This window comes from Salegentibacter tibetensis (genome assembly GCF_020164485.1).
Classification (GTDB): Bacteria; Bacteroidota; Bacteroidia; order Flavobacteriales; family Flavobacteriaceae; genus Salegentibacter; species Salegentibacter tibetensis.
The window spans coordinates 1-14,181 of the sequence record NZ_JAIQZA010000005.1; the positions used below are offsets into that span (position 1 = coordinate 1).

Here is a 14,181-nt window from a genome sequence, read left to right on the forward strand (position 1 = left end):
TCAGTATGCTCCGGAATAATTTTGCCGGCCAGCCATTTTTTTAATTTATAAGGGGGTCAGCATCCGCCGGAATGACAGATACCTAAAAGGTGGGCTTTAGAGGGGTCAGCTTAGTCCGGAATATCCAACTGTATTGACTACTATCAATACCTTTTTGCCATCTTCAATATTTGCAATAATTTCATCTAAAGATTCTTCAATTAGGTTTTCCCTTATTTCAAATTGATTTCTAGACTCTTCCAGTAATTCAGTATCTTTTATAACAGTGACATTTTCTAAAGTCTTCTCCAATAAGAGCTTCAATTTTTCGGGCATAGTAGCCGTCATTATATAAAAACGAGTGTTGAAATTATCTTTCAAATATTTTATTGTAGAAATAATCAAACCTAATGTATAGGGGCTGTACAAATGTATCTCGTCAATGATTACACGTGCATTCATCATATGAAAAGTCTTGACTTCCCAAAAACCCAGATTAAAGCCAAGTGTTAGCAATTGATCTACTGTACAAATATTAACATTTTTAAAAAATGACTTATCCCTGAAATATTTCTTTTGATCATAAGAATCATCTAGCTGTTCTTTAATATATTGACGAGCAGATGAATGAATTAATTGGGTGTACTGATCTCCAAAATAAGCGGTCAATCTCCTGTAGATAGCATTAGATGTTACCCGGGTAGGTAGTAAATAAATGATTCGTTCCCAATCCTTTTTTGAAGAAGCCCAAAGTAACGCAGCTTCTGTTTTTCCGCTACCTGTAGGTGCAAGGACAAGTACGTTAGTTTCTACTAAACTCTCCTTTTGGAATTTTTTAAAATCAAATTTATCAGCAATTTCCTTCTTACCATCTTCTCTAAGCTTAGCTATAATTGTATCTGCTAAAAAATTTTGATTATATGCAATACCTCTTTCTAATGGAAGGTGTCCAGAAGCTGTCCAGTCAGAAATATTTAAGAGAGCTTTATGAAGGATATAATTTTTTCGATTATTGGTGTTTAAAAAATTCTCTTGGCTCAATTTATTATAAACCTTTTGCTTGTATAATTGCAGCAGCACTCCATAAGAAGTTGTTATGGTATACTTTAATTTATTATCAATAGAAGGGAAGGCTACTTGAAAATCTACAGCTTGCTTATTAATGAAATCAACGAACTCATCAATTAAACTATTTTCAATGGTAAACGGAATAATGCTATTTCGTGATATATTTTCATTAAAACCCTCATCGTTAAAGGCTTTGTGATGAGAAAATACAGCTATTAAACTTTCAATATCCTGCTCATAGAATTCAATATTATTCAGATACAGAAATATTCCAGAAAAAAACTCGTGACGCACTCGTTCGTCATCACTAAAAGCCCTTACCCCCTTTATAGTTTCTTGAAAAATATTGCATAATTTTCCGAAATCGTGATAGGCAACAGCTGTAAAAGAAGCATCCCAAAAATCTTTGCTGTCAATCTCTTTAGAATACCTTCCTCTTAATTCTAGCCAGATATCAAGAACCGCTGAAGTATGTTGAGTTAATGTTTCAACAGGTTTGGATTTTGCCCATATTTCATTTAATTCACTCATATTTTGAATAGTGGGATAAAATGATTTTTATAGGTTAGTCCTTTCAGATTGAAATTTGTTTTCATTCTATTTCCTATCAAAGAATAGGTTTCTACTTTAGAAACTGTTCGTCTCCCATAATCATCCTCATATTCAAATCTTACAGGCAAATCGTAGGTTAATGTATCATTCGAGTAAATAGAAAAACTTAGATTACCAGAGTCTGCTAAACTCATTACATCTTTAACCACATCACCTTGAACAAAACAGTTTTCAATTTCATCAGCTTCAGTATCACTGATATTCACTTCAATGTTTTTAATTTGAGCTAAAGAATCACTATTTCCCATGGTGAGTGCATAAACCGGATTTAAGAAAGCTTCATTCAGTTGTTTGACAGCACTTTGATTTTCGGAAGAAAAAGCAATGTAAAATCTTGAAAAAATTAGGAACTCCTTTTGGATGATACTTCCATCAAGTCCTGGGACATACAGCCTCATATCTCGAATCCCTTTGTTGTACTTCCAGGTATCTTTACATTTACCCTTGTAAGTACCATAAATCCCTATTTCAAACTGGGAATTATCAAAAAAATCCTGAGCCATAAGCGGGGAATAACCTAAAGCAGCCCCTGCAAATCCAATAATTGTCGTAGGTGGCGGTAGTTCTAACGATTTATGGAAGTTCTGAAAGTCCGGGTTTCTGAAAGATGCGGTTTGACATACAATTTCGATGACAAAATTTTTCATCTTTCTTAATTTACTCCGTAATAATTGTTAACCCAGTTTTCTAGTTTTTCAAACCCTTCTTTTAGGCTGACCATCCCATCTTGTTTATTGAAAACTGCTTCTTGAACTGCAAAAACATGACCCTCTATAAATTTCTCATAATCAGAAACAACCGTGTTAAGTTTTTCGATATTAATTTCTCCATCCGCGCTTAGATCAACAGCTTCAAGAAATATTGGGTTTTTGGATTTCATTAAACCCGCTGCAACGAATTTCGGTGAAATATCAGCCAAAAACCGGGTTTGTCTTCCCTGGCTCCATAACATTTGCAAGGCATTGATAAAATTGTTTACCCGAGCAGCTTTTTCTTTATTTTCAACTAAATCGACAGTTTCTAATTCTCTGGTTTTTTCATCTTTCAACTTCGTTTCTTTTCCAATTCTATCAAGCTCAATTAGAATAGTTCCTCGATAAACTCCAGAATGTATCTCCGTTTCAAAAATATTGGCATTTAACTCGATCTTCTTGCCCATAAAATTAGTGGCATAATCTAAATCACCTTTGTAAGTAGCTAGGGCAAGTAAAGACTCTACACGAATGGGTGAAGTTCTAACTGTTGATGTCCCTGCTGCACCATCTTTACCCTTTGAGGCATCCATATAACCAAATAAATCATCATCCATATATTTAATTGGATTCATTTCGGTTTTAGGTGCTCCTTTGTCAGTACTGGAAAGACCTACAGGAGAAATATCACTCCCTAATTCTTCTAGTTTGTCCCTTAGAGCACGACGTATTGCTTGAGAAGATACATAAGGCAATTCTTCACCATCTTGTAAAGTAATCTTCTTTATGGGATTAATATTGTCGACTTCTTTATCGCCCCCGTTTAAGCTGGCAAATGATACTTTTGATAAATACGTAAGGGTAATACTGTTTACTTTCATTTTAAGATTCTTTTTGGTTAGATAAAACAACATTCAGGCTATTTAATGCGCCTATTTGTGCATACTGCTTAATAGCGATATAATTTTTTTCATTTAGGCTTTCTAAAATCTCATTGGCTATAGAAACTTGATACTTACGCTGAATTCTAATCAACGTTTCCCTAAATTGCTCAATGGTTCTTGCTTTATGAAGACTTATTAAATATTTTCTTCCATTTTTGGCATTGGCTTTTTTCTCGTTTTCACTTTTAGGATTGTCATAGTTTAGAATTGCGTAACCAATGCTTTTTCCCAAACCAATAGCTCTCTGTTGTAATGATTCTTCCATAATTATAGTTCCAAAATTTATTGATTGTTCGTATATTTTTACAAATTCTAAAATGAGGTCATACCTCCTAAAGCCAGGATTATCCCCATTAGCCAATAGCAAATAGCTTTTCTGAAAAAGGGACTCAATAATTGCCAAAATTGACCTTCCTTTCAATAGATGATCTAAAATTTTTATTCTTAACTGTCGCTGAGATTTTTTCTTTTTATTTCTTTTCTCGCCTATATCTTTATTTGATATTTCATTCTTAGGTGTTATGAAAATAAATCCTCTCCATAATTCTCCAATTGGAACACGTTTATCTTTATTTGTTTCGAGCTTGTGAATAAACTGAATAATGAATTTCACATTGGTATATTCCTCATAAAAATTTGGTCTTAGAGTGGAAGCGAATTCATCAGCTTTAAAAGTAATAAGGCTTATGGGTTTTGTCTCGATTCCAAGCAAACTTAAAAGATCATTAGAATCTATCTCCTCCATGTTATTTAATGAGAGTTCATCTGCGAATTTCTTCTTATAGAAAGTAAGTAAAATTAAAAAGGTGATTTCTTGTGGGGAAAATGAATCTTCGCTAGAATTTATAGAATATTTTTCACTATCCTTTTTTGCAAATTGAAAATTATGGAGTTTTATGTTACGAATAAAAGGCCATTTCCAAGCTTGCATAACCTCCTTATCATAAAAAAATTCTTCATCATAAAGAGCATTAATATTTCTTAGAGAACTGGAATTAAAAAAATTGGATACAAAAGATTTATTTTCGTTATAATAAGTATACATTCCCAATACTGGAGAAAAACGTACTAAAAAAATTGCCTTTTGGCTAATTTTAATTTCTGAAGATGTTAAGTGAGAATTAAAAACTTTTAGGCCCTCTCCACCTTTAAGAAAAGGAGAGATATTTTTTCCATAATCTAAAGTTTTAAAATTTTCACCAGTAATAGGACAGGTGTTCTTTCCTTCTTCCCAATATTTTTTCTCCAGATTTAATATCGTAATTTTTTTATAGGGTTCATTAAAATATATCTTGGATAATAATTTTAAATTCTGCTTTTTAAAATACGCCTTAAACTTTAGTGCTAACTCAGGATTTTCTTTGTCAAGTTTTTTTATCGTACTCCAATTGTTTTCATTTCTTGTAGTGGGAACAGGGTCATTGGTAATTAAATGACCCAAGCCATATGTCTTCATTTTAGGAAAAAGATGGAATTCGTCTTTTTTAACATCATAATAAACATTTTCTAGTTTATCAAGCTGTTTTTTGGAAGAGGTATCATAAATATCCTTTCCCATAAAATAGTAGACTTCTTCTAAAAGATTAAGTATATCATCAGACTCAACAATCAATTTGTCATCATAAAGCTGATAACTCAGATTTGCTACCGTATTTTTTCTTTCAAACTTAACCAGATAACGATACAGGGCAATTATACCTGTATTTATAAAAATGTTTGAGGTTTTGTTGAATTCTATTTTATTCATTCTTTATTAGAGTTGTATTTAGATGTTGCCATTCCCCAATTTTTAATAATGTTTGAAGCATAGATGTATTTTAGTTTCTTCTAAATATAAATAGGTTTTCTTCCAGGATTTTACGGTTTACCACATTTGGGAAAAATGTTAAATAATATTACAATAAGGATTATTCCGTTGTGAAAACATTTAAAGCGGCCTTAACGGGTCGCTTTCATTTTTTGGAATAGTAGGGTAGGCCAAATAGATTAACATAATTACTGAAAATAATTATAAACTCCTACAAAAAACTAGGAAAAACCCTTAATTAAAGAAAGATTCTAAGCTATTGAAAAAAGACCATTAGTGATAGGTGTCGTTAGGTTATAGGTCCTACGATTTTCTATTAACCTGTCTCATCTTTAACTTTCCAATGCTCTTAACTTAATTTATATGACACCTACTAGTATAATATTTTCTTAAATCAATATCTTCTGAACTATTTCTTCCTTCAACCATTGAAATGCTTTTACCTGGTTATATTGAATTTCTGATCTTAATAAGGCTTCCATATCGCCAGTAAAATCCGGATCATTTTCTTTCTCTTCTATATTTAGTAAAAACTCCTTAGCGCTGGGAGATTGGCTTACAGAGAAATCCATATAAACCTTAAAGCACTTTAAAATCAGCTGAATGTCTAGATCCATATTGCGCCTGGAGTAGTCCAGGTCGAAGAGATCTCTACCTTTGCTGCGTTGAAATAGGGCTCTTAATTTTGTTCCCAATAATTCGTTGATATTGTAAGTACGAATATTCGCTTTTCCTTCAAACCAGTTGCTTTTCACTTCAAAAGGATATTCAACCCAGGGCAATACATTAAAATGTTCTTTACAGTTTATTTCTAGCTTTAGCCTTAGTCTGATATTCTCATATTCTGAATTGAATCGATATAGTGCTTTTGCTCCGTGTCCTTTAACTTGAGTACGCCTTTCTTCTTCAAAGAAAGTAACGACTTCACCTATCCGTTTCATAATTGGTTTAATTGGTCCCGGTTTTATTTGCACCAGGTCAATATCTTCTGAATATCTTGGAGCAGGATTTAAGTAAAGTTTATGTAGTGCGGTTCCTCCACGAAATGCTAAATTTTCCCTCAAAAAATCATCGGAAAATAACTCCACTAACGTCCTACTGATCACCAAATCTTGCTCGACTTGCATAAACTCTTTCCAGGGGGCATTCACCTGCCATTTCGCTATATCTGGTCTTGGTATCATAAATCACTTTCCATTTTAATATTAACATCCACTTTCCAACGATTATTGACTGCACCTGGTTTTTGATTCGATTTAGGACTTAATAAAACAGGATAAAACTTTTGAAGCTTCAAATGACTATAAATTAATTCGGCTGGTTCAGAGTTCGAATTGTATTCATTTAACAAAAAACCAAAACGTTGCAATACGCTTCTTTGGGAATACCAGGAGAGCAGATCATTTACATCCGAAACTTCTACTTCTTCGAACAACTCTTCTAAAATGGAAAGTGTTCTGTTCAACCCCCCAATTTTGGATTGATGGTGTAATAAATCGACTGCTGTTAATGCCGGACTGGATATTTTAAACATTCCCGCATCACCCTTACGATTTAAAATATTTTTTTCTGGCCAGTTGGAAACGGTAAAAAAGTCAAGTTTAACAGCTCCTTTGGAGACTGAAAGCAATGGAGATTTATCGTGAAGTATATACTCCTTTTGAATTTGTTGATGGCTTGCTCCATAATACCTCGCGGCCGAATACAATCCTAAATAATAGTTCCTATTTAGGAAACTAAGCAGTTTATCTATATATAGCTCAATTGGTAGTTTGCCGGAATGAGAATATCTAGGCGGAATAATTAAATAGAATTTATGCCGGAGGGAAACAACATCACCATTACCCACAGCATAATAAAGATCATTACGAATCAAGGATTCCGACTTACCAGACGTCGTCCCTTCAACTAGTTCATTCCACGTAAAAGCATATTCCTCATAGGATAATCGCTCTTTTATAAATTCGCTTAAACTCACCTTTAGTAAAATTTCGAGAAATATAGTGATTTTTGCCATATTTCTCGAATAATTACTAAAAACATAATGAGGTTTTTTCTAATATAGGTTGTCTAAGAAAAATCATTTATTGAAAAATTATACTTTTTCGGCAATATCTTTTACGATGAACCTACAGAATTTCACTTCTAATCCATAGTATTCAATTTGTAGCTGGTGAATTTTCAAATACTATATGGGGGAGTTATCGGCTTAAGAAAGTTGAAGAATAAAAATTCATCTTTTATTATACGTACGAATGTTTGACTAGCAATATGTTATAATACCCGTTCAGCCCATTCCCACTACATTTCGCAAAAGCTTCATTCCGGGAAAAGCGCTTCTCTACAAAGGTCTTGGACTTCATCCTAAGAGCCATTCCTTTTTAAGACGCAAAAAAACAACATCCTTTCCTGGACAGCGGCATAAAGCCGTTCCGGCTTCGCCTACCCTTTTTATACGCTTTACCAGGCCAGGATATTGTATAGCAAAAGCATCAAAAAAGGTAATGTGACGGCTCTATAGGAAGTAAATCTAGAAGGAAAAGGTCTCAATTCAAAACCTAAAAAAATAAATCGAGTCTGAGGTTAAAAAACAAAAAAAAAGGAAAATGCTCTGGATATAATAAGTAAATCATTTAAAAATTAGTTCAATAAGTGGATTAGGTAATGTGAAATTGAAACGGTAGAAATTTTAGATGGGTTTTTGACGTCTAAAATTAAAAATCTGCCGTCTCAAATTTTCCAATTTCAAAAAATTGTAGGTATTGATATCAAAATAACTCAAATGACACCAAATCGTATGAAACTTTCACTTTTATTGAATAGGTATAAATAGTATCTTAAAGTGATGATTTCCTGATTAATATCATAATTGGAATTCTACTGATTTGACTTTCGTCCTATAATTATATGTGTTTAAAAAAGGAAAGAGATTTTTTTAATTCCTTTTTTAAGAATGCAGTTGGTGCAAACCAACTTGTATGGAAATTTTGTCCCGCCTGCGGGACGAAATCGAATAGCAAGAGGGTGACACGCAGAGCGATGTCGTTCGATCTCTTTAATGTGTAAAAATCTGGTTTTGTGTTGTTTAGCAATTATTAAAACCAGAAAAATATCCACCCTGGTGGATATGCCCCACTGGAAAGGTCTGTAGAATATAGATGGTGGTAGCCAGTAAGTATTAAAATAGTATCCATTATGGCAAAATCAAGGCTGCAATTAAAGGCGAGTACGGCAAAGAGGTTCCGGGAGTTTTCTAAAAAAAATAATAGCAAACAGTCCGAAACTTTAGACCTGGTACTGGACTTTTTTGAGAAAAATAACCTCTCTCCTTTTGAAACCTTAGTGCCTTCAAAAGTGAGCCTGGAACAGCTCATTAAAAAAAGGATTGATGCCGTTATTGCCATCCTTAAAAATATTGAAAAGACCCAAACCAAACCAGGTTTATTAATGCTGGAATTACTGTTAGAAGGGCGCTCAGTCCCAAAACTTGAAATTGCAAAAAAGGAAAATGTTTCCGCTTCTAATAAAAAAAGCCTGACCCAATTAGAATTAGAAATCTCCAGGCTTCAGGATTTATTGAAAGCTAACAAAAAGGACCTGGAATACCTGCTACATCATGTGGAAATAAAGAGCGGGGCCTTCGGGCCGGATTATCTAAAATTGAATATCCCCAGAACCGAGTTTGAGCAATTTAAAATAGCCATAAAACAGAAGAACTAAATGTATATCAGCATCTCCCCTCAGAAAACTGGTGGCGCTTTTTCAAAAAGCGCAGGGGATTTTGTGAGCTACCTGGAAAAAGAAAACCAGGGAAAAAGCCCGTTGGATAAAGAATATTTCTTTAATCAGTATGATGATAAAATAAAGCCGTACGAGGTGATTAAAGAGATCGACGGGAATACAGCGAAATTAAAACTCAAAGAACCCAAATATTATTCCATCACCATTAGTCCCAGCCAGTATGAATTAAAACATATCCATAATAATCCTGAAAAACTAAAGGCTTTTGTCCGTGAGACTATGAAGGAGTATGCCGGCTCCTTTAACCGGGAGATAGACGGTAGGCCTATCAATGTTGACGACATTAAATATTTCGCCAAAATTGAATATGAAAGAACCTATAAAAGTAACGATGTAGCCATTCGGGAAAATAGCCCCTATAGCAAGCAGATCGCCCACCTGAAAAATGAACTTCGGAAGGTAGAACGTGGTGAGATTCCCGGAAACACCCGGACACTAGAAAATGAGATTCAAAAGCTAGTGAGGGATGCTCCCTATAAAATTCGGGGACAGGTGGTGGAACCGGGAATGAAAAAAGAAGGACTGCAAAGCCATATCCATATCATTGTAAGCAGGAAAGATGCGTCAAATACTTACAGCCTTTCCCCAGGCAGCAAATATAAAGCTTCAGAAGTAGAGATGCATGGTAAAATGGTGAAGCGAGGATTTGAACGGGATCGTTTTTTTCAAAATTCTGAAAAAGCTTTTGACAAGATGTTCCAGTACAACAGAAATTATGTGGAAAGTTATACCGCAAGGAAAATGCTGAATAAGGATCCAAAGCAATATATTTTATCCTTAAGAAACCTGGGGATCAACGAGAAAAAGATCGCTTTTAAGATGATCCGACAAGCGGGGTTACAATTGCCCGTTTTACAACTGCCTCAAAATAAAGTGGGGTTCGCCTATAAACAACTAAAAAAAATCATCGAAACCGGAATTAAAGCAAGTTCTATCGGCTATTAAAATTATCTGTTATGCTGTCAAATATTTATTTTTTCCTTTTTTTTATTACAGCGGTTGGGGGCTTGTTTTACTATTCCCTGAAAAATACCTCCTGGGGTTTTATCATCAACTTTGGGTTTATATTCCTGCTGTTTGTAACAAGTTTTACTTCACGTTTTGATTTTAACTTGTTCGTGCTGCTTTCCATCCGCCTATTTATTCCACTAATCCTGATCAATGTGCTACTGAGTGAATGGTTGCTTACGATTGAAAAGGATAAGTTGACCTACAAGTACGCTTTCAGGATGCCGCTATCTTCGGGATCGATTAAATTGAAAGATATCCGCCGAGGGGTTTCCATCATTGGAGCTGCGGGTAGCGGAAAGACCGAAAGTGTGGTCGCCCAATTCCTAAGACATTTCAGTAAGCAAACTTTCTGTGGAATTATTCATGACTATAAAAATTTTGAACTTTCCAGAATTGCCTACCCATTATTTAAAGAAGGTAAAATGCCCTTTTATATAATTTCCTTTGATACCATTTATAATAAGGTAAATCCCATTGCACCTCGCTATATGCCGGATGCAGAAAGTGTGAACGAGATTTCCCGGGTACTGCTGGAAAATTTATTGGAAAAAAAGGAAAATGTATCTTCCGGAAGTTCCCAATTCTTTAATGATGCTGCAGAAGGCATAATTGCAGGGCTTATCTGGAAACTTAAAACTGATCATCCCAGCTACTGTACCCTGCCGCATATGATCGCCCTATTCCAACAATTAACTACCTATGAGTTAGTAGGCTTTTTAAGTTCTAATCTCACCTCCCGGGCTATGGCGAATGCGTTTATAAACGGGGTGGATTCCGAACGACAGACAGCCTCGGTAAAGAGCACGCTCTCGAATGCTTTTAAAAAAGTTAGCACGCAGCGGATCTTCATGGTCCTTTCAGAAGATGAGATTCCGTTAAATATCAATCATTCCGAAAATCCAGGGGTGATTTCAGTAGTGAATAATCCTAAATTCGAATCGGCATATTCCCCCATCGTAGCTACCATTATTCATAGTATTACCAAGCAGATGAGTGTACATGAAAGGCTTGGTTCGTTTATCCTTATGGAAGAAGCTTCCACGATTCGCTTACTGAACATGCACCGTATTCCGGCAACGCTACGAAGCTATAATATTGCCACGGTCTATGTAATCCAGGATAAAATACAGAATGATATCCTTTATGGTAGAGAAGTAGGAAAAGCGATCCTGAGTAACCTGTCCTATCAGTTTTTCGGAAAGGTGAATGACCCCGATACTGCGAAATATTATGAAAGTTTCTTCGAGATTGTAAAGAGGAAAAGTATCAGTGTAAGCAAAAGTGATAACCTGAATTTTGATACCCGAACCACCAAAAGTGAACGGGAAGTAGCCAAGATAAGGGCCGATGTTTTCTTTCGCTTAAAACCGGGGCAGTTCGTAACTTTTGCCGATGGCAAAGACCGTAAAGTAAAATTCTCGACACCCGAATGGCCGAAGGAATTACCGCTTCCTAAGCAGGAATTTTCTGCAGAAGACCTGGAATTGAATTTTCAGAAAATATACAGGGAAGCCAAAGCGATCTATAAATCTGAAAACTTCCAGAAATGAAAGAGGTCAATTACATTAGCCACCTAAACGGAGTATTACGAAAATTTTCCAATGACAACAAAATCTCATCTTCACACCGCAGTTTTTACCTGGCGTTTTTTGAGTTATGGAATCAGAAACGTTTTCCAAAAACCATCATGGTAAATAGTAAACGGGTAATGTCGCTGGCTAAAATAAGGTCTCGAACTACCTACCATAAATTACTTTGGGATCTAAAAGCCTGGGGATATCTTCAATACCATCCTTCCAATAATCCCCAAATTGGATCACTCATTGACATGTTCAGATTTGACATCCTCGCTGATCAAAAAATGAACAAGACTTATCCATTTTCTGAACAGGTACCTGTTCAAAAATTGGTCTCTTTTAATAAACATAAAAGTAAACATAAAAGTAAACATAAAAGTAAACATATAATAAACTCTTATGGAAACACAGGTCCAGAAAATGAACAAGTAGTCATTGCCTATTTCAAAAAAGAAAAAAGAAGTTCTATAGAGGCTAAAAAATTCTATAATTTTTACGAATCCATAGGATGGAAATTAAATGGCAAAAATCCAATTAGAAACTGGCAGGCCTGTGCCCAAAATTGGATGATAAAAGCTGACGAAATAAAAATTGATCAAAAGTTTAATTCACCGCCCTATAATCGGGACAACTTGCATACTAGTAAGAATAAAAACTATGGAGAGCCACTGTAAAAAATTCTGAGTGCTAGATTTTGAATTCATTCGTTCACAGGATGATTTGCAAACGATAAAAGCCGAAGTTCAACCGATTGAGGCCGATTACGACCGATTACGGACGATTAACTCCCGAGAAGCAAAAAATTCTTCTCTACCTTTTAGACCATCAAACCATAAACAGGGGTACAGCTTCTCCATTAATTAAGGCTAAATCAAGTAAGACTTCAGAAATTTTAGCTCAATTGGTAGATGAGGACAAGTTAATTATTCGACAAGGAAAAGGCCCCGGCACCTATTATAAACTAAAACAAAATAATAATTGAAAGGAATATAATATCTGAATTAGATACCAGGGCTAACTTTATTGACCCGAAATTGGTTGATGGAAACCTATTCATATTGTACGAGAGTATTGATAGAAAGTGGTTGAGGAACAAAGGAGGAAAAAGGCTTTTCCTGGACTATCTTTTAAAGTATAACATGCTTATCCGTTTAGAAACCTAAAAACAGTTTTTGTCACTCTGAGCGCAGTCGAAGGGTCAAACAAAAACGTCTCGACTGCCCGCCAGTACCTAGTCGGGCTGGCGCTCGACGTGACACTTTATTTCAATTTTGCCTTTTTGGTCTCTTAGCGGATATACAAAAGTATAACAACACTAACCTGGCATGACAAACAGACCTGAAAATGGTGAAATTATAAATTTTTGATAATAAATACTTCCCGAGTTAATCTATTTACACTCTTTTGACCAGATACTTTTCTTCAGTCTATAATGAAAGATATAGTATGCAATAAATAAGAAAACAAGCCATCCAAAAGTTATTGTTATCAAAGCCTGGCTGGATATGTGATATCGAGTAATTAAAATTGTATACATAAACGCAACAAAACCAATAAATATTCCCCAGTTTATATAACGCCATATGCCCATAACAGGCTTGCGTTTAGTTTTTCTTTTAACAGCCTGGCGTTTAAGGGTTATCCAAATTCCTGTTAAAATTAGTCCGCTAATTCCCAATCCAAAAATAAACCAGATGAATTTTGTTATAAGTCCTCCCCAATATCCAAAATGCAAAGGATCGGCTATATCATTCAACCACATAGCTGTACTTATATCTTCAGCCTTTTGAACTTTTACAGTCTCATAAGTTATAGGATCTAAATAAACGCGGTTCGCTCTTTTTCTTACTAGAGGAACATCGCTTTTTCCCGTGACATAAATAGGATTTTCAAGGGAAGTTGGGGGTAATAAAGTTCCTATTTTAATTCCGGGTATTTCTTTCTTAGCAATCGCCGAAGCCCTCGCATAATCAACAGTGTAACTAATATTTTCTTGAGATTGTTTTTCTGCATTATAAGTAAGTTCAGGAGATGATGGATTTACCTCATCAGATATTCCACCAATATTTGTCCGCTCCACAAAATACCAGATTCCGGTAATGGAAAACAGTATAGTAAACGGGATAGACCAAAGCCCTACCAATCTGTGTAAGCTTCTAAAAAGAACCAATCTTCCTTTTCCTGTCTGCAATTCAAAAAGTTTTCGCCACCATTTTTTGTAAAAATATAAAGCCGTTATTAAGGATATAAGTAAAAGGAAGCCAAAAATTAATACCGTAAAATGACCAATTTGAAATGGTATAAATAAATAGTAATGCAGGTCTCTGAAAAAACGTTGGAAAGTTAAATTAGTACTTCCCTGAATTTCTCCTGTGTAAGGATTGGCAAAAACATATGTTCTTTTACCATCAATGCCAACATAAATTATATCGCATAGATAAGACTCTTCAGTAAGGTCCCAATATTGAATTTTACCATTGGGATATTTCTCACGTACATTTTCAACAATAACATTCTTATTAATTAATTCAGTTTGGGGTTTCGCTCTTATTTCAGGAAAAAAAAGCCAGTCCATTTCATTACTAAGCGTAGCTAAAGTACCAGAAAAGCATACTATAAAAAATAGTATGCTTAACCTGGTGCCAATCCAACTATGTAATTGAAAAAAATGTTTTTTCTTTAATTTCATT

Annotated in this window: 12 protein-coding genes; 5 read left to right on the plus strand and 7 right to left on the minus strand. The window is 34.8% G+C overall.

The annotated features are described in order from the left end of the window. Positions 1–105: 105 nt before the first annotated feature. The 6 genes from cas3 to LB467_RS03580 form a co-directional block, all read right to left on the minus strand. The gene (cas3, locus tag LB467_RS03555; RefSeq protein ID WP_224472649.1) at positions 106–1,578 is read right to left on the minus strand and encodes a CRISPR-associated helicase Cas3'; all 1,473 of its coding nucleotides are present in this window, start codon (positions 1,576–1,578) and stop codon (positions 106–108) included. Further along, positions 1,575–2,306 (minus strand): CRISPR-associated protein Cas5, encoded by a 732-nt coding sequence (cas5, locus tag LB467_RS03560; protein WP_224472650.1) that lies wholly within the window; start codon positions 2,304–2,306, stop codon positions 1,575–1,577. The genes cas3 and cas5 overlap by 4 nt, the downstream gene beginning before the upstream one ends. A 5-nt stretch (positions 2,307–2,311) precedes the next feature. Beyond that, positions 2,312–3,232 (minus strand): type I-B CRISPR-associated protein Cas7/Cst2/DevR, encoded by a 921-nt coding sequence (gene cas7i / locus LB467_RS03565; protein WP_224472651.1) that lies wholly within the window; start codon positions 3,230–3,232, stop codon positions 2,312–2,314. 1 nt (position 3,233) lies between these two features. Then, complete coding sequence (locus tag LB467_RS03570) at positions 3,234–5,042, minus strand: hypothetical protein (RefSeq protein WP_224472652.1); 1,809 nt, start codon at positions 5,040–5,042, stop codon at positions 3,234–3,236. A gap of 449 nt (positions 5,043–5,491) precedes the next feature. After that, positions 5,492–6,286: a nucleotidyl transferase AbiEii/AbiGii toxin family protein gene (locus LB467_RS03575; protein WP_224472653.1), complete on the minus strand. Its 795-nt coding sequence runs from the start codon at positions 6,284–6,286 to the stop codon at positions 5,492–5,494. Then, entirely contained in the window at positions 6,283–7,119 is an 837-nt protein-coding gene (locus LB467_RS03580) for a type IV toxin-antitoxin system AbiEi family antitoxin (protein WP_224472654.1), read from the minus strand. The genes LB467_RS03575 and LB467_RS03580 overlap by 4 nt, the downstream gene beginning before the upstream one ends. A 1,178-nt stretch (positions 7,120–8,297) precedes the next feature. Here LB467_RS03580 and LB467_RS03585 point away from each other — a divergent pair. From LB467_RS03585 to LB467_RS03605, 5 genes are all read left to right on the plus strand, one after another. Further along, a complete protein-coding gene (locus LB467_RS03585) occupies positions 8,298–8,822 on the plus strand; it encodes a BfmA/BtgA family mobilization protein (protein WP_224472655.1) in 525 nt (174 codons plus the stop codon). Further along, complete coding sequence (gene mobB / locus LB467_RS03590; protein ID WP_224472656.1) at positions 8,823–9,848, plus strand: MobB family relaxase; 1,026 nt, start codon at positions 8,823–8,825, stop codon at positions 9,846–9,848. Positions 9,849–9,859: 11 nt separating this feature from the next. Then, positions 9,860–11,464: a type IV secretory system conjugative DNA transfer family protein gene (locus LB467_RS03595; protein WP_224472657.1), complete on the plus strand. Its 1,605-nt coding sequence runs from the start codon at positions 9,860–9,862 to the stop codon at positions 11,462–11,464. Beyond that, complete coding sequence (locus LB467_RS03600; RefSeq protein ID WP_224472658.1) at positions 11,461–12,165, plus strand: hypothetical protein; 705 nt, start codon at positions 11,461–11,463, stop codon at positions 12,163–12,165. The genes LB467_RS03595 and LB467_RS03600 overlap by 4 nt, the downstream gene beginning before the upstream one ends. Positions 12,166–12,242: 77 nt before the next feature. Then, positions 12,243–12,473, plus strand: a complete 231-nt coding sequence (locus LB467_RS03605) for a hypothetical protein (RefSeq protein ID WP_224472659.1) — start codon at positions 12,243–12,245, stop codon at positions 12,471–12,473. Between the two features lie 408 nt (positions 12,474–12,881). Here LB467_RS03605 and LB467_RS03610 read toward each other — a convergent pair whose 3' ends face one another. Beyond that, positions 12,882–14,180 (minus strand): PepSY-associated TM helix domain-containing protein, encoded by a 1,299-nt coding sequence (locus LB467_RS03610; RefSeq protein WP_224472660.1) that lies wholly within the window; start codon positions 14,178–14,180, stop codon positions 12,882–12,884. Position 14,181 lies beyond the last annotated feature (1 nt).